This window comes from Clostridium sp. BIOML-A1, assembly GCF_009874105.1.
Taxonomy (GTDB): Bacteria; Bacillota; Clostridia; order Lachnospirales; family Lachnospiraceae; genus Coprococcus.
Map to the genome: position 1 here is coordinate 84,315 of NZ_WWTL01000011.1, position 17,491 is coordinate 101,805.

The 17,491-nt window shown below is 38.7% G+C and carries 13 protein-coding genes; 11 read left to right on the forward strand and 2 right to left on the reverse strand.

Going from position 1 to position 17,491, the window contains the following annotated elements; translation table 11 throughout:
* Nucleotides 1-496: 496 nt before the first annotated feature.
* From GT641_RS09865 to hisF, 5 genes are all read left to right on the forward strand, one after another.
* Entirely contained in the window at nt 497-2,902 is a 2,406-nt protein-coding gene (locus tag GT641_RS09865) for a hypothetical protein (protein WP_161117420.1), read from the forward strand.
* 289 nt (nt 2,903-3,191) lie between these two features.
* Nucleotides 3,192-3,776 (forward strand): hypothetical protein, encoded by a 585-nt coding sequence (locus tag GT641_RS09870; protein WP_161117421.1) that lies wholly within the window; start codon nt 3,192-3,194, stop codon nt 3,774-3,776.
* Between the two features lie 265 nt (nt 3,777-4,041).
* Complete coding sequence (locus tag GT641_RS09875) at nt 4,042-5,022, forward strand: hypothetical protein (RefSeq protein ID WP_161117422.1); 981 nt, start codon at nt 4,042-4,044, stop codon at nt 5,020-5,022.
* A gap of 695 nt (nt 5,023-5,717) precedes the next feature.
* Nucleotides 5,718-6,329, forward strand: a complete 612-nt coding sequence (gene hisH / locus GT641_RS09880; protein WP_021943968.1) for an imidazole glycerol phosphate synthase subunit HisH — start codon at nt 5,718-5,720, stop codon at nt 6,327-6,329.
* A 2-nt stretch (nt 6,330-6,331) separates the two neighbouring features.
* Complete coding sequence (hisF, locus tag GT641_RS09885; protein WP_008400973.1) at nt 6,332-7,093, forward strand: imidazole glycerol phosphate synthase subunit HisF; 762 nt, start codon at nt 6,332-6,334, stop codon at nt 7,091-7,093.
* 478 nt (nt 7,094-7,571) lie between these two features.
* On the opposite strand, the gene GT641_RS09890 is transcribed toward hisF, so the two are convergent.
* The gene (locus GT641_RS09890; protein ID WP_347562885.1) at nt 7,572-11,798 is read right to left on the reverse strand and encodes an acyl-CoA dehydratase activase-related protein; all 4,227 of its coding nucleotides are present in this window, start codon (nt 11,796-11,798) and stop codon (nt 7,572-7,574) included.
* Between the two features lie 249 nt (nt 11,799-12,047).
* On the opposite strand from GT641_RS09890, the gene GT641_RS09895 reads away from it, so the two are divergent.
* From GT641_RS09895 to GT641_RS09920, 6 genes are all read left to right on the forward strand, one after another.
* Nucleotides 12,048-12,383: a LysM domain-containing protein gene (locus GT641_RS09895; protein WP_008400969.1), complete on the forward strand. Its 336-nt coding sequence runs from the start codon at nt 12,048-12,050 to the stop codon at nt 12,381-12,383.
* A gap of 210 nt (nt 12,384-12,593) precedes the next feature.
* Nucleotides 12,594-13,436 carry a hypothetical protein gene (locus GT641_RS09900; RefSeq protein WP_243104408.1) on the forward strand — a complete coding sequence of 281 codons (843 nt, stop codon included), beginning with the start codon at nt 12,594-12,596 and terminating at the stop codon, nt 13,434-13,436.
* A gap of 40 nt (nt 13,437-13,476) precedes the next feature.
* On the forward strand, nt 13,477-14,904 hold the full coding sequence (locus GT641_RS09905; RefSeq protein WP_161117424.1) for a hypothetical protein: 1,428 nt from the start codon (nt 13,477-13,479) through the stop codon (nt 14,902-14,904).
* A 32-nt stretch (nt 14,905-14,936) separates the two neighbouring features.
* Entirely contained in the window at nt 14,937-15,266 is a 330-nt protein-coding gene (locus GT641_RS09910; RefSeq protein WP_119963046.1) for a hypothetical protein, read from the forward strand.
* A gap of 14 nt (nt 15,267-15,280) precedes the next feature.
* On the forward strand, nt 15,281-16,354 hold the full coding sequence (locus tag GT641_RS09915; protein ID WP_161117425.1) for a DUF2953 domain-containing protein: 1,074 nt from the start codon (nt 15,281-15,283) through the stop codon (nt 16,352-16,354).
* Nucleotides 16,354-16,761, forward strand: a complete 408-nt coding sequence (locus GT641_RS09920; protein WP_117784793.1) for a spore germination protein GerW family protein — start codon at nt 16,354-16,356, stop codon at nt 16,759-16,761. The genes GT641_RS09915 and GT641_RS09920 overlap by 1 nt, the downstream gene beginning before the upstream one ends.
* A 351-nt stretch (nt 16,762-17,112) precedes the next feature.
* Here the strand turns inward: GT641_RS09920 and rpmB are convergent, their stop codons facing one another.
* Nucleotides 17,113-17,298, reverse strand: a complete 186-nt coding sequence (gene rpmB / locus GT641_RS09925) for a 50S ribosomal protein L28 (protein WP_008400961.1) — start codon at nt 17,296-17,298, stop codon at nt 17,113-17,115.
* Nucleotides 17,299-17,491: the final 193 nt, after the last annotated feature.

A 17,491-nucleotide genomic window follows, 5' to 3' on the forward strand; every position in this document is an offset into this window, starting at 1 on the left:
AGCGAGGGTTGGGGATGCTATTTCTTTTTATTATTATGATTGTCTATGTAAGACAGAGCCGCAAAAATTACTAGCACTAAAGTTAAAACTTCAAGCGTGTTCATAGGGCATCACCCTCCTTTGTAAACTAGAGGGCATCTAATAATCGGAACATCACATCCTGCTTTCTTTTCAATTATACAACAATAGTATAACACAAATAGAACAAATGTTCAATTAAAAAAGAATTAGTTACTACAAAGAGTAATTAGACACTATACCGTTTGTGTGTTATAATAGCACAGGACATTAATCAGGAACGTATAAATATAGTGATAAGTTTTAAGAATTGTTGATAAAAGTTAGTGTAATAAGATAAATTCTTTTACGATTATTGAATTTACAGACCTTAAAGATAATTTTAAATCTTTATTAATAATTAATGTTGTAATGAAGGAAGAAGATTTCCAGTACAGCAGATAACCAAATAAATGTGTATGTTGAAGGAGGAATTTCTATGAAAAATTTCAAAAGAATCATTATTGCATTAATTGTAGCCTGTGTGATTACAGCAAGTATCCCAGTAAGTGGAAGCGTTGTAGATGCTGCAACTATTAAGGTGAAATCTGGTGCGGATGTAACAAAGGTAGAGAGAAGTGGTAAAAAATATGTTGCGTATCGGGGGAAGCAGGCAGTTAAACCTGAAAAGGGTTGGTACAAGAAAGGAAGTACCCAGTATTACTTTGATGGCAAAGAGAACTATGCTACTTATGTGTGGTACAAGAACTCTGGTAAGTGGTATCTTAAGAAATGGAATAAATCCAAGAAAGTTTATAAGAAGTATACTGGTACCAAACGATTAAGCAATGACAAGTCTTACTACTTTAATAAGGGCAAGAAAGCTTCCGGAGTAGCAAAAGTGAGTGGAAAATACTATTATTACAAAGGTGGTAAGCAAACTGTTTATTCAAAAAGCTGTGATAAATGGAAAACTGGTAAAACACAGTATTACTTCGGAAAGGGTAATAAATCTGCAACATATGTGTACTATTCAGATAAAAAGACACTTAAAAAATGGAATAAGACCAAGAAGTCTTACCAAAAGTATACTGGAGTATTTACTTTAAGTGATGGTAAAACTTACCGATTTAGTATCGGTAAGAGAGGAACGATTAAGTCATCAATTACTGCTGGGACTGATAAAACAACGGCTGTTTACAAAAATGCAAAGGGTAACCCTGAAAATGTAACTGGTTGGAAACAGGTCAAGGATGTGCGGTACTATTTTAATAAAGCTGCAACAGCATCTTTTAAGATTGAAAAAGATGTGTGCTATGTTTTCGTAGCTGGAATTGACGAGCAGTCTACAGATAATCTGGATATAAATGGTACTTGGAAGAAGTATAGTGGTGTTTTTGATAATGAGTACTATGTTAAGGGAAAGGTTAAACCTGCTGAAAAGGACACTATTACTACTGACCAGTCTGGCTTGCGTGTAAAGTGGGATGGTAAGAAGTGGAAGAAATTTACTGGAACTTACAAAAAACTATACTATGTAAATGGCGATTATGCCAGTGGCATTGTTGATGGCAAATACTACAGAAATGGCAAGCTTGCTACCGGTATCTGCGAGAATAAATATTACAAGGATGGCGTTTTAGGCACTGGAAGCTACAATGGCAAGCGATACTTCGAGGGCAGTTTACTTACTGGTGATTACAAGAACAATTTCTACAAGAATGGTGAACTTTATACTGGTATGCGTAAATCAAATGGTAAATACTATGTAAATGGTGAACTTGCTACTGGAAGCTACAAGAATAAATACTACAAGGATGGCGAACTTTACACTGGTATTTACAAGAGTAAATACTACAAGGATGGCGTCTTAGGCACTGGCACTTGTAATGGCAAGTTCTACAAAGATGGTGAACTTTACACCGGTATGCGTAAGTCTAATGGCAAGTACTATGTAGATGGCGTGCTTGCAAATGGTACTTATGACGGCGTGAAATATGTAGATGGTGTAGCCCAGAGTGACTCAGAGGATCCAAGTGAACCTGAAGAAAAGCTTACTGAAGGAGAATTCAGAACTTCTGGCGGTAAATTGCAGAAGTGCCAGTATGAGCTAGCCAATGGCAGTGTTGGAGAATTTCCTAAACTTTGGAACTTTGATGACGGTGATATGATTTACAGTGATGAATCAACATTCAAACTTTCAGAGCATCCTAATATGAAAAAGGAGAATGGCAAATACTACACATTAGCGTGGAGAGATTACACTGGTGAGTATGAGAGCAAGTTCTATGAAGCTGGTAAGCATGTAGACTATAAGTTGTATGGTGCAGATGGTAAGTTATACACTGGTTGGTGCAGACTTTACAATCCAAGCAATTGGGAATACGCAAAGTGGATTCATGCAATCAACGAGAAGCAGTATTCTAATCTGTTATATGTAGAGAGTGGTGTTGTAAAACAGTACTATGTATATGAGAAAAATGAAAAAATTCATAGGTACTGTAATGAGTGCGGAGCGGATATTACATTAGAAAATGTAGATTTGTCTCTTTCAAGGCATGCAGAAGAGTGTCACAAAGGCACTATTATGCCAGAACTTTATTGGGATGGCGCCACAGATAATACAGCTCTGCCGGACAAGTACACTAATAATGGCAAGACATACTGGGTAACTGCTTCATATTTTAATTACTATCGTTGGGATACTTCTATTCAGCAGTATGTGAAGCATTTTGTAGATAATGCAGAGCAAAATGGTAGAGTCTGTGTTGATGCAGGTGCTTCTGATCTGTACTTGAGCAAAGAGGCTTCAAAAAAGACTTATTACGTTGTCTACTCTGCTTCTGACTGGAAAGTTGGACAGAGTTCAGTAATTGTTGTTGAGAATGATATTGTTCTTAAATAAACTTAGATTATTCCTGCAAACTGAAAATCTTTTTGGAGATTTAGAGTCTTCGAGATTTTCAGTTTGTGCGAAAATCTAAGTTTATTTTAATTTTGGTGAGGTAACTGTAAAAGGTTACCTCATTATTTTATGTTTAATTTGTCTTTTTAATCATTTACAAGGAAAGGAAAATGCATTATGGCTATCTAAAGGAGGTAGCTATAATGCTAGGTGTTGTTAAGTTAAGCTAAAAATTACATTCTTCTCTTTTTTGAAAAAGAAAGGGAGGTGTTTTTAGGGAAGGAAACGTATGAGTAAAAGAATGATAAAAGCTTTGAGAAATAAATATGTTTATGTAGATATAGACGGCACTTTAGCTGAATACCGCTTTAATAATCATGTAAGTGCAAAAGATGGGACTACTAACGGGCAAACTAGAGAAGAGATAGAGAATCATATTTTTTTGCATAGTAGACCATTAAAATCTATAATTAAAACACTTAAAAGAGCAAAACATGATGGGATTTGGATATGTGGTGCTATCATATCAACTGTGGAATTACAAGACAAAATTGTATGGCTTAAAGAAAACTGCAAGGACATTGAGTTCAACGGTAAGTTTTGGTTTGTGCCAGAAGAATATTGGGATTCGTTTCTTAATTATTTTGATCACTATAATAGTTTAATTTACAAGGTATCTAAGGATGATACTTGTATTGAAACTGAATATGGCGCAATTATGAAAGGTTCTAAAACTCGCATATGGGACTGGATTGTAAGTCATAATTTTACTGAGCTAGAAAAAACTGTATTTATTGATGATGTGTTACCTTATTTAAAATACGCAGAAGAAAAAGGTGTTACGGCCTATCATATAAGTAGTTTTGTTGAATAATTACTTACAAAAGAAGAAGAATTTCTGTTCCCAGATTCAGCTTTTCACTATTGGGTGAATTTGGACTTTAAAAGCGTGTGCGGTCAGCGCACAATAAAAAATGTCTACCAAAGCTTTTATAGCTCAATAGACATTTTCTTTTGATTTTGTAATCTCTTACTCAATGCCTGCTCAGATACTAGTAGTTGTCTCTTTAATTATTTACAAAGAAAGGAAAATGCATTATGACTATCTAAAGAAGGTAGTTATAACGCTAAGTGTTATTATGGATTCAATCAGAAAGAACAGTTTAGATGCTCAGTATTTATGTAATTTTGTTAATTATTCTATTTATTTGAAATCGCTTCTAAGTAGCTACAAGTTAGCTAAATCTCATGATATTTCAGACGATGTTGATATTTTCATGACGAATTTTATAAGCGATATGCGAAACCTGTATAGCTTTTTAACAGATTCTGAGGAAAATTATGAATTAACAGAAGAGGATTTTCTTTTAGATGGTAAGACGAAAGCAGCCTTTTTAGCAGCTTTAAAGACCTTTTTCCAGGATAAGATTCAGACTGTGGAAGAAAGGGAATATTGTAAATTTAAAAGCCTTCTATTCAGTCTGCTTGAGTCATTACAGGCATTGCAAAAAGTGTTAAAAAAGTTTTATTGTAATATTATTACAATAAATAAAGCAGTGGATGATAATTTGATAGGCCCTGTGTTGATAAAAACTGTGTTAAGTCTGAAGAAATCTTACTTAGAAGAAATGTGCAAACCTTATACAATTTCCACGAGAGTTGTAAACACTCTTGATGGTACAACAGATTGGTATCAGAATAATATGCGCGAGATCGCATTAATATATGATCTTGATTACGAGCATTTAATTTATATGAGTGCCTCGGATTTATGTACAGATAATGGAAGTACCTGTGCAACTTATGTAACAGGAAAAGGTCTATGCTTTTCAGATTCTTTTGTTGAGAGTCATTTACTATTTGGTATTCCAATACCAACAGATATGGAGATTGTTATGAATCTGTGTGGTGCATACCCTGCAATTACACTGGATGTTCTAAAAAGGGAGAATGAAGTTCTGCTATCACAGAAAGCTAGACAGATTGGTATTGTAGTGTCTGAACGTTATTACAGTACTATGGATCTAAGTGATAGATGTGGTGTTAAGGCTTACAGCGAGTATGCAGAGTTACCGGTGTATGTTGCCAGAAATGGTCGTTATGAAAAGATAACACTTTAGTAAATTAGGCAGAGCAATTGTAAAAGGTTGCTCTGTTTTTAGGTAGAAAAATAGAGCCAATCAAGGTTCTATTTTTGAGTTGAGGCTTCTCTGCCTTTCATAAAATTTCTTGTTTTACCCATAAATGATAAACCACTTGTGTCTAATTAATCTCTGCACTTTATGCCATTATACTCTGTGATGGAAAGTGTATATAAAATGGCAAAAGTTTCTCATATTAACTTGTACTAAATCTTGACATAGGACCAAAAAGGGCACTTGAAAAAACAAATGCCCTAGTATATAATCTACTTAGAAAGGTAATCGGATGTAATATCCGATTTGCCCTCAGTAATATGGTATTTATTAAGAAATAGCATTCACTTTGGTCGGAGGATGCTATTTCTTTTTATTATTATGATTGTCTATGTAAGACAGAGCCGCAAAAATTACTAGCACTAAAGTTAAAACTTCAAGCGTGTTCATAGGGCATCACCCTCCTTTGTAAACTAGAGGGCATCGAATAATCGGAACATCACATCCTGCTTTCTTTTCAATTATACAACAATAGCATAACATAAACAGAACAAATGTTTAATTAAAAAGAAAAAGTTACTATATAGAGTAATTAGACACTGTACCTTTGGTGTGATATAATGATGAAGGTCATTGCTGATAAAGGATGATTTATACCTGATTTGAAAGGAAATAGACAAATGATAGCGATTATTGATTACGATGCAGGTAACATCAAAAGCGTCGAAAAAGCCGTACAATTTCTTGGCGAAGAAGCCATAATTACGAGAGACAGGGATGTCATTATGGACAGCTCTGGAGTTATTCTTCCGGGTGTTGGAAGTTTTGGCGATGCAATGGGAAAAATCAATGAATATGGATTGAAAAATGTTATTTATGATGTCGTTGATTCGGGAAAACCATTTCTGGGTATCTGTCTTGGACTTCAGTTATTATTTAAGACAAGTGAGGAGACACCGGGAGTAACAGGATTGGGAATCGTAGATGGACAGATCCTTCGGATTCCGGATGCACCGGGACTTAAGATTCCACAGATCGGATGGAACTCACTTGATATCAATCCGAAAGCAAGGTTATTTAAAGGACTTCCGGAACATCCATATGTATATTTCGTTCATTCGTATTATCTGAAGGCAGATCATGAGGAAGATGTAGCTGCATCCACATTTTACTCAACGAATATCCATGCTTCGATCGAACATGGTAATGTATTTGCCTGCCAGTTCCATCCGGAGAAAAGTTCAACCGTTGGACTTCAGATCCTGAAGAATTTTATAGAATTGGAGGCGTAATCATGCATACAAAGAGAATTATTCCATGTCTGGATGTGAAAAACGGACGAGTTGTAAAGGGTATTAATTTTGTAAATCTGGTAGATGCCGGAGATCCGGTTCAGGTTGCTTCAGCTTATGATAAAGCCGGTGCGGATGAGCTTGTATTCTTAGATATCACTGCATCCTCCGATCAGAGAAATATCGTAGTAGATATGGTCAGACGTGTGGCTGAGACGATCTTTATTCCATTTACGGTTGGCGGTGGTATCCGTACCGTTGATGATTTCAAAGCCATTCTCCGCGAAGGTGCAGATAAGGTATCGGTTAATTCAGCAGCAATCGACAATCCGAATCTGATCGCAGAAGCAGCCGATAAGTTCGGAAGTCAATGCGTAGTTCTTGCCATTGATGCAAAGAAACGACCGGATGGCGGTTGGAATATCTTCAAGCATGGCGGAAGGATCGACTGCGGTATCGATGCAGTGGAATGGGCAATGAAAGCAGTTGAACTCGGTGCAGGGGAAATTCTTCTTACCAGTATGGACTGTGATGGTACGAAAGCCGGATACGATATCGACCTTACCAGAACGATTGCAGAGAATGTAAATGTACCGGTTATTGCTTCCGGTGGAGCAGGAACCAAAGAACACTTCTACGACGCACTAACAGAAGGAAAAGCAGAAGCTGCACTCGCGGCATCATTATTCCATTACAAAGAGCTTGAGATCTCAGATCTGAAGAAGTATTTAAGTGAACGTGGCATCCCTATGCGGATGATATAAGATATTATCTTACTATAAGAACAAAATACATGCAAAAAAAGGGTAAATAAAAACAGCTACAAAATATCTCTATGAAGCAGACCTTTTTTCACGTCGGTCCTTAATGAACCGCAAGAGCGGTGAATTTAGTACCGTTACGTGAAAAACAGAACGCAAGTGATCTGCGGAATAGAAGATATATGTAGCTGTTTTTATTATGAAATACTTGCCTTGTGTAGAGAATGATAATGCTTCGATAAATATAAAAACTGCATATAGGCATTCGTATATAAAAGAAAAAACAGACACATATATTTCTATGAAGCAGACCTTTTTTCACGTCGGTTCTTAATGAACCGCGATAAGCGGTGAATTTAGTACCGCTACGTGAAAAACAGAACGAAAGTGATCTGCGGAATAGAAGTTATATGTGTCTGTTTTTGTAATTGTTAAGTATATTTGTCTATATGCAGTTTGCCGCAATGTCCAAACAGGCGGGCTATTTCAGCTTCTTGTTGGCCGCTGCCAGCATCAGCTTAATACGGTTGATCTGGTTAACCTCGGATGCCCCAGGATCGTAGTCGACTGCCACAATGTTAGCATCCGGATAAGCCTCACGAAGATGCTTGATAACACCCTTGCCGACAATGTGGTTTGGCAGACAGGCAAATGGCTGTGCACAGACAATATTTGCGGCACCGCTGTTGATCAGCTCGATCATTTCACCTGTTAAGAACCAGCCTTCACCGGTTTGGTTACCGATGGATACAAAAGGTCTGGCATATTCTGCAAGATGCGTGATCGGTGTAGGTGGATCAAAACGTTTGCTTGCCTTTAAAGCATCAGTTGCAGGCTTTCTCATATGCTCAAGGAGCGAGATGGCTGCATTTCCGATGATTGCGCCTTTGTGTGTCTTGCCCAGATATTCATATTTGTAATTACTGTTGTAGAAGCAGTACATGAAGAAATCAAGTAGATCCGGCATAACAGCTTCAGCACCTTCCGATTCCAGCAGATCAACCAGATGGTTGTTTGCAGATGGAAGGAACTTTACAAGGATCTCTCCAACGATACCGACTCTTGGCTTCTTGATGTCAAGAAGCGGGAGAGTATCGAAGTCATGTACGATTCCATTGATATTCTTTTTAAATCTTGCTGTGCTTCCTGTTTCTTCCAGTGTCTTCTTACAGATCTTTTCCCATTTCTCATGGATCGCATTTGCAGATCCCGGTTCTTTCTCGTATGGTCTTGTATGGTAAAGACAACGCATGAAGACATCACCATAGACAAGTGCCTGAATTGCCCGCTTTGCAAGCTTTAAGGTGATAGGGAAACCGGAGTTCTTCTCAAATCCCTGAGCCGATAATGCAATTACAGGGATCTGGCCGTAACCTGCTTTTGCAAGCGCACGTCTGATAAATCCGACATAGTTGGTTGCACGGCAGCCACCACCGGTCTGGCTCATGATAACTGCAAGTTTATTTACATCATATTTACCGGATGTGATGGCACTCATCAACTGACCAACGACGATCAGAGATGGATAACAGGCATCGTTATTTACATATTTTAATCCGACATCGATCGTTTCCTTGGTTGCATCCGGCAGGATCTCGATATTAAGTCCCATAACTTTGAATGCAGATTCCAGCAGATTGAAATGGATCGGTGACATCTGTGGAGCAAGAACGGTGTAGTCCTTCATCATATCCTTGGTAAATTCGATTCGGTTGATCGCACTGCTTGACGGGCAGGTCTTGTAGTTCTGTTCCTTTCTGGAATTAACTGCACTGATCAGTGAACGGATACGGATTCTGGCAGCACCAAGGTTACTTACTTCATCAATCTTCAAAACGGTATAGATCTTTCCTGATTTTGTCAGGATATCATTTACACAGTCGGTTGTTACGGCATCCAGACCACAGCCGAAGGAGTTCAACTGGATCAGTTCCAGATTGTCACAGGTCTTAACATAGTTTGCTGCCTTATATAATCTGGAGTGGTACATCCACTGGTCAGATACGATAAGCGGACGATCTACCTGTCCCAGATGAGCAACGGAATCCTCTGTCAGAACAGCGATCTTATATGAGTTGATCAGTTCCGGAAGACCGTGGTTGATCTCAGGGTCGATATGGTATGGACGACCGGCAAGGACGATTCCAAGGATGTCGTGTTCATCGATATATCGAAGAGTTTCTTCGCCTTTTTCACGGATATCGGTCTTTACTTTTTCTGCTTCTTCATATGCAGCACGGACAGCAGATGCGATCTCATCGGTTGTAACATCGTAGTATTTTTTCATTTCACGATACATACGATCGACAAGAGCCTGTTCATTATCCAGTGCGACGAACGGACGGATAAAGGTGATCTTGTCATCCTTTAATTCTTCCATGTTGTTTTTGATATTTTCGGCATAGGATGTAACAATCGGGCAGTTGTAGTGGTTATTTGCTTCCGGTGTTTCGTTCATTTCATATGGAACACAAGGATAGAAAATGGATGTGATACCATTCTTTAACAGCCACATAACATGTCCGTGTGAGATCTTAGCCGGATAACATTCGGATTCACTTGGAATCGATTCAATACCAAGACTGTAGATATCTCTGGATGACTTTGGAGAAAGTACTACCGAGAATCCGAGCTTTGTCAGGAAAGTGAACCAGAATGGATAATTTTCATACATATTCAGAACACGAGGGATACCGATCACACCACGTTTTGCCATATCAGGTGTAAGCGGGGTATAGTCGAAGATCCTGTTTAATTTATATTCGAACAGATTCGGGATGTTATCAGCATTCTTCTTAAGACCGACACCCTTTTCACAACGATTTCCGGTAATGAAGTTCTTACCGTTTGAGAAACGGTTGATCGTCAGCAGACAGTTGTTGGTACAGCCCTTACATCTGGTCATATTTGTGGTATAAGTCAGCTTGCTGATCTCATCGATCGACAGCATAGAAGTCTTAAAGCCCTCTTTATATTTATTCATGGCAATAAGGGCAGCACCGAAAGCACCCATGATACCGGAGATATCCGGTCGGATAGCGGTTCTGCCGGAGATCACCTCGAAGCTCTTTAAGACAGCATCGTTGTAGAAGGTACCACCCTGTACGACGATGTTCTTACCGAGATCCTTTGGATCCGTCAGTTTGATAACCTTTAAAAGTGCATTCTTAATAACGGAATATGCCAGACCGGCTGAGATATCAGCTACAGACGCACCTTCCTTCTGTGCCTGTTTTACTTTTGAATTCATGAATACCGTACATCTGGAACCAAGGTCGATAGGAGTCTTGGCAGTTGTAGCGATCTTTGCAAAATCCGCAATATCATAATTTAAGGATTTGGCAAATGTTTCAATGAAAGAACCACAGCCGGAGGAACATGCTTCATTTAACATGACATTATCTACGACTTTGTTCTTGATCTTGATACATTTCATATCCTGACCGCCGATATCGAGGATACAGTCAACTTCAGGATCAAAGAATGCTGCTGCCGTATAGTGGGCAATCGTTTCTACTTCGCCAAAATCAAGAGAAAGTGCCTGCTTGATCAGGGCTTCGCCGTAACCGGTAGAGCATGAACCGGCGATGACAGCACCCTCCGGCAGCTTGGAATAGATATCCTTGATCGCTTTGATCGTCGTATTTAACGGACTTCCGTTGTTGCTGCTATAGAAGTCGTATAATAATTCACCATTTGAACCGACAAGAGCTACCTTGGTGGTTGTAGAACCGGCATCAACACCGATGAAGCAGTTTCCTTTATATGTAGCAAGGTCACCGCGTTTTACTTTATATTTATTGTGCTCCTCCTTGAATGCTTCATAGGCTGCTTCGTCTTCGAATAATGGAGGGAGACGGAGTACATTTTCAGCCATATGTAACTCGCCGTCTAAGGAATGGCTGAGTTCGCCGAGCGTTCTGGATACCTCCGGCTTGGAATTCAGGGCAGCACCTGTTGCAGCAAAAAGATGAGAATGACCCGGATCGATGATCGCATCCCCGGTCAGATTCAGAGTACGGATAAATGCATTTTTCAGTTCCGGGAGGAAATGAAGCGGGCCGCCTAAGAACGCAACATTTCCTTTGATCGGCTTACCACATGCAAGACCGGAAATTGTCTGGTTGACAACAGCCTGAAAGATAGACGCAGCCAGATTCGGCTTGGTTGCACCTTCATTGATCAGAGGCTGGATATCTGTCTTGGCAAATACACCACAGCGGGCAGCGATCGGATAGATCGTATCATAGTCCTTTGCATATTCGTTCAGACCACTGGCATCTGTCTGAAGAAGAGTAGCCATCTGGTCGATGAAGGAACCTGTACCACCGGCACAGACACCATTCATACGCTGTTCGATTCCATTTGTAAAATATATGATCTTAGCATCTTCGCCACCAAGCTCGATCGCAACATCCGTCTGTGGAGCATAGTCCTGTAATGCTTCGGAAACACAGACTACCTCCTGCGTAAAAGGTACACCGATAACCTCTGCCAGCGCAAGACCGCCGGAGCCGGTGATCGCCGGAGTAACTTCTACATCACCAAGCCTGGCTTTTGCATCATTTATAAGAGACTGTAATGTCTCCTTTATGTTTGCGTAGTGTCTTCTGTAATCAGAAAATAAAATCTTGTGTGAATCATCAAGAACAACAACTTTAACGGTTGTTGAGCCAATGTCAATTCCTAATTTGTACATAAAAACCATCCTAATCTTTTTGCAAAATTTTCTCTTTATTGAACCGAATCTATTATAGTGGAACGTTTTACAAAAAACAATGATTTTTTCCCTTTTCTGACGAACTTAATATTTATTTTAGGATTGATTTTCCTTGATTTTTTATTATTTAATTTTTATTTTAGAAAAAGGCAGAGAAAGATTTATATTTTAATAAGAAGAAAAGGGAACATTTTTCAGATTCCGAATATAATAATAAAAAAAGCCGGATGGTATGAAATGGAAAATTATGATCATTGCAATGGAGTGATCCATGTAGTAGAAAAAGGGGATACATTATATAAGCTTTCAAAACACTACAAATGTAATCTCTGTGACATCATAACTGCAAATCCGTATGTAAATGTCTATAATATGCAGGAAGGGGAAGAAATCTGTATTCCGATAGAACAGGAAGGCTCCGGAGATGGAAAGATGCATTATACAGTGAAAAAAGGAGATACCTTTGAATCTGTATTCATGTATTTTGGTGTCGGTCCACAGGAATTATTTGAGAACAATAAGAACTTGTATCAGGTCGTTTTGCCGGAAGGATTGGAGCTGGTTGTGGATTAAGATATATAAAAGTTAGAAATTCTTCATGATTGTGCTGTTGTAAAGTTTTTCGTTCTATTATATAATTTGATAATGTCGGGATACTATCAGCCATATTCTCATTGGATGGGAATATGGCAGTTCCCTGATTTGTGGATATAACAGATGTTGGAAAATCTGTTTATATACCGAAAACAAATAGTTTGAATGAAATTAAAAGGAGATCCATTCATGAAGATGATAAACAAGCTTGAAAGGAAGTTTGGTCGGTATGCGATCAAGAATCTGTCCCTGTATCTGATCCTTGGATATGTCATTGGCTATCTGCTTCTGATGTTTGCACCACAGGTTTTATCAAAGCTGATTCTTATTCCTGCATTTGTTATGCAGGGAGAAGTTTGGAGATTGCTTACATGGGTAATCACTCCTCCGGAATTAAGTGTCAGTATTTTTACTATCATTATGTTGTTTTTTTATTATAGTATCGGTAATCTATTAGAACGTTCAATCGGTACGTTTTTGTACAACCTGTATATATTTGGTGGTATGTTTCTCACGATGGCAGGAACGATGATCGCATATATACTTTGTCAGTATGTATTTCATATTCCGATGTCATGGGATTCTCATATCTATATCGTATCCAGTTATTATATCTGCCTGTCTTTATTTTTGGCAGTTGCAGTTTGTTATCCGGATATGCAGGTACTGTATGCAATGATCATTCCGGTTAAGATGAAGTGGTTATCTGTTTTGTATCTGGTGTTTATAGGATATTATTTTATGAACGCAAACCTGATGGGACGTGTAAATATCGTAATGTCACTTTTAAACTTTGTAATTTTCTATTTCAGCACAAAGGATTTCAGACGGCTTTCTCCAAAGCAGATCAAGCGAAGGAGGAATTATGCGAAGCAGGTGCGTGTCAACAATTCAGAGAATGTGACACATAAATGTTATGTATGCGGCATCACAGATAAGGAAGCACCGGACATGCAGTTCCGTTATTGCTCCAGATGTACAGGCAACAAGGAATATTGCCAGGATCATTTGTTCACGCACGAGCATAAATAAGAGATGGATTTAATTAAGGATGAGAGGATAATAGATAGTTATGTATAATGAAGATAAAAAACTGATCACAGAGATAACCCGTAAGAACAATATGGATGAGAATCTTGCAAAATTTGCAGATGCAGTAATGACGGCAGATTTCGAATATGCCTGTCAGAAATTTGCGTTAAACTATGTCGTGGTCCGTGAACTGATGGCAGACAAAGATTTTGCAGAGGATCCATATATTTATGAATGTGTTATGGGAATCAATAAGCTGGTCGGAACTTATCTGGCAGGAGATGCGGATCAATTGGATGACAAGGATCTGGCGTTTATCTCCGGAATGAGAAATAAGATCACGGAGAAGATGAAGGTACTTACTGCATATACTGATGCGTTTGAGTTGTACGAATATATCCTGAACCGAAAAGAATATGGATTCGAGGAAAATGTGGACGAAGAACTTGAGAAGATGTTTGAGGAATTTGATGCAGAGCAGTTCAGTGCGGAGGTCTTTAACTTCATCTTTGCAGACAAGGATAAGGTAGCGGTAAATGCGAAGATCCAGCAGATCGTAGGTCAGCTTCCGCTTCGTATGACAAAGGCAAGATTTTACGATATTATCGGACAGACTTTATCAATTTATAATGGTTGTGAGATCAGTTCATTGGATGATTTTATAGAGACAGTAGAAGAAACTGCCTTATTACAGCTTCCGGAGAAATTCGAGACAGAATATTCTTCTCTGCATGAAGCGTACGAGATTATTAAAGAGGGAGATTATGCACATCTTGATTTTGACGGATACAGGAATCTGTCAACGGTTCTGGATAAAAGTGCAGGCTTTATCAATGATGTCGTATCTGATTATATGATGCTGATCGAGCTGGTAAATGATCTGTACAGCATGATGCTTGCGGCTGAATGCAAGTCAGGAGTATCGGAATCCTGTATGCGGGCATTATCTATTATCAGACGTATCTATGAATCCATGGAAAATGAAGATGAATTCCCGACGGATGCATATGACATGCTGGTTGCAAATGAAGGCGCACAGGAGGAAGCGGGAGAACACCGGATGGTGCTTGAAGCTCCGATCTATGATATCATATCTTCCAATCAGCCGGATATTATCCGCCTTGGTCTGGAGGATGCTTATCATCGTATTGATACACTGGAAAAGCTGTTATCCGGCAGTATGTTTGTAGATATCGATCATGTGAAGATTGAGACAGGCGCACTTGCGGATTCTGAATATATTATTTCGAAAAAGGATAAACTCATAGAAGAATTCGGAGAGGTATTTACCGGAAACTCACAGGTAGTTAATCGTGCGGTCATGGCGAAGATACTTTCTACAATTCCTGTGTTCTTTAATACACAGCAGGAGATCAAAGATTATATTGATAATGCACTGGTGCGCTGTTCAAATCGCAGCGAGGTTCTTGCATGTTATGTGATCATTCAGGGAATTATGGAAGATTAGAGAGAGGTCTGACAGAGCAGGGGAGTGAAAAAATGACAATAGTAAAGCGGCTTTATACCGGAGTTATGCCGGATAGGACGGCATCCCGACTGATAAAAAGAATAAAAAAGCGGAAGCCCTGTGCGGATGTTTATGTCATAACACTTCCATTGTTTGAGGACGGGCTGTTAGAGGTTTATGAGGCAAATGAATTCCTGCAGCCGTACTATAAGAAACGAACGGATGATATCGTTATCGTTGGAATGTCGATGACAAAGGCCGGAGCGTTTTTTCTTATACGGGATATTATCCGGGATGTATACGGTACGACCGGAAAGTTTGATTGTAAGGACTATTTTCTATATGACATGACAGTGTGCTGATATAAGGGGAGCATATGTTACATATTTTCTTATTGATATTAAAGATTCTGTTGATTACAGTATTGATCCTGATAGGGCTTGTACTTGTACTGTTGCTTTTATTATTATTCGTTCCTGTCCGGTATCGGTTTTATGCAGAAAAACATGACAATTTTATATGCAAATTAAAAGCCTCATGGTTGGGTTTTGTATTCTGCTTCAAAGCAAATTATGATGAAAACGGCTTTGTATATTGGCTGCGGTCATTCGGCGGAACGCTGGTATCCAATGAAGATGGATTTTCGGAAGAAAGCCAGGAAGAAACAGATACGGAGACAGAAGCCGCAGAAAGTGAAAAAGAAACTCGTATGCGGAAAAAAGCTGAAGTCAGAGAAGCAAAAAAACTGAAAAAACAGGAAAAGGCAGAGACACGAAAAGCAAAGAAACAGGAAAAACGCGAACAGGCGGAAGCCGGAAAAGCGAAAAAAACGGAAAAGCAGGAAGCAGAAGATGCTGAATCCGATCAGCAGGATGGTTTGTCAGATCAGATGATACAGGATGCAGATCCCGACAGAGAAGATAGAGATGCTAATCGGGAATTTGCAGAAGATCATTCGGAATTTCAAAAAAGTCCGGAGACGATATTTACCCGTATCGGTAAGAAGTTTGACCGATTTGTTATTGCGGTAAAGGATAAGATCGAAGCAGTTGTAAGAAAACTGCGCCATATGAAAGATAAGGCGGAGCAGTATAAGAAATTCGTCCGGGCGGGTACAACGAAGCAGGCATTTCAGGTGTTAAAGCGAAACGTGATCCTGTTATTAAAGCATCTGAATCCGACAAAGATCAAAGGGCAGGTGACATATGGTTCAGGAGATCCGGCATCTACCGGAAAACAACTTGGATATCTGAGTTTGATTTTACCGTTATATTATAATAAAATAGATATAACTCCGGATTTTTCCAAGAAGATATTGGAAGGGGATATTTTCATAAAAGGAAGAATCAGGGTTTATAATATATTATATTATTGCTGCAATGTATACTTTAATAAATACGTGAAAAGATCTATGGCATATTTAAAAAAGATTTCGGGAGGAAATAAGTAATGGCAAATACAAATATTGACGGAACGATCAGCACTTTGTTTCATGGAATGGATGGATTTGTTTCATCCAAATCTGTAGTGGGAGATCCTATCAAGGTAGGAGATACGATCATTATTCCACTTCTTGATGTGAATTTCGGTATGGCGGCCGGTGCGTTCAATAAACAGACCGGCAATAATGCGGCCGGTGGTATCGGAGCAAAGCTCAGTCCGGCTGCGGTTCTGGTTATCTCAAACGGTAAGACAAGACTTGTTAATATTAAGAATCAGGATGCCATCAGCAAGATCATTGATATGGCACCTGAGATCGTTGACCGGATCACCGGCTTCTTTAAGAAGGAAAAGACAGAGGAAGAAGAGCAGATTGAACAGGCGGTAGAAGAAGCATCGAAACCGGCAGAGGAATAAAACAGACATAAAAGAAAAAGACTTTGCATATCTTATAATGGTATGTGAAGTCTTTTTTTGGCGGTGATGTTGTTTGAAGCGTGTAGTTGGATTTGCCCTCTTTTTCGTTGCAATCGGAATGATATTCAGCTATCTGGTAGAAGGGTTTCTGGAATTTTTGATTATTGTAATCTTTTTTTTAATGGCATATATATTATTTTGCAGATGCTAAAAGTCAATGACCTGACCGGGTTACGGCAGGAGAGATTTTGAGAATTTATGATAGAAGCTTGGCCGGCAGTCTGAAAAAAGAAAATAAAAAAGACTGCCATTGTTTTATGGCAGTCTTTTTTAGAAAGAATACGAGGTGAACTATGCACGCTCAACCTTTCCAGATTTTAAACATGAAGTACAAACATAAATCTTCTTTGGAGAACCATCTACGATAGCCTTAACAGACTTAACATTTGATTTCCACATCTTATTTGCTCTTCTATGTGAATGGCTCACTTTGATACCGAAATGAGCACCTTTATTACAAACTGAACATTTTGCCATGATAGCACCTCCTTATTTTTATTAAACTTATCCTCTCATAAGTTCACAACAAATGTTACTATATCAGATAATTTTGTTATATGCAAGCATATTTTTAATTTTTTTAAAAAGAATAGTGTAGGATTACAATACATGTGTTACAACTGAATATAAAAAAAGCAGAGATACTTCTTTTGTGTTATATTTTAGTCAC